The sequence below is a fragment of the Methylobacterium nigriterrae genome, from assembly GCF_037106235.1.
Classification (GTDB): Bacteria; Pseudomonadota; Alphaproteobacteria; order Rhizobiales; family Beijerinckiaceae; genus Methylobacterium; species Methylobacterium nigriterrae.
The window spans coordinates 1-384 of sequence record NZ_JBAWTG010000605.1 but is presented as its reverse complement, the minus strand read 5'-3'; the positions used below and the strand labels follow the sequence as shown (position 1 = coordinate 384).

Below are 384 nucleotides of genomic sequence, written 5' to 3'. Positions count from 1 at the left end.
GTCCATGCCGCCCATGCCGCCGCCGCCCGGCATCGGGGGAGGCGCGTCCTTCTTCGGAGCGTCGGCGACCATCGCCTCGGTGGTGACGAGGAGGCCGGCGACCGAGGCCGCACCCTGCAGAGCCGTGCGCACGACCTTGGCCGGGTCGACGATGCCGGCCTGGAGCATGTCGACGTACTCCTCGTTCTGGGCATTGAAGCCGTAGGTCTCCGAGCCCGTGTTGTCGGAGATCTTACCGACGACGATCGAGCCCTCGACGCCCGCGTTCGAGGCGATCTGGCGGATCGGGGCCTCGAGCGCCTTCAGGACGATCTTGATGCCGGCCGCGACGTCGGCATTGTCGCTCGACAGGCCCGCGACCGCCTTCTTGGCGCGCAGCAGCGC

The 384-nt window shown here is 70.1% G+C and carries 1 protein-coding gene; it reads right to left on the bottom strand.

Features of this window, described 5'->3' with window-relative positions; genetic code table 11:
- Positions 1-384 (bottom strand): TCP-1/cpn60 chaperonin family protein (locus WDW90_RS38420; protein ID WP_336492912.1); only part of this gene is annotated, 384 nt, incomplete at both ends.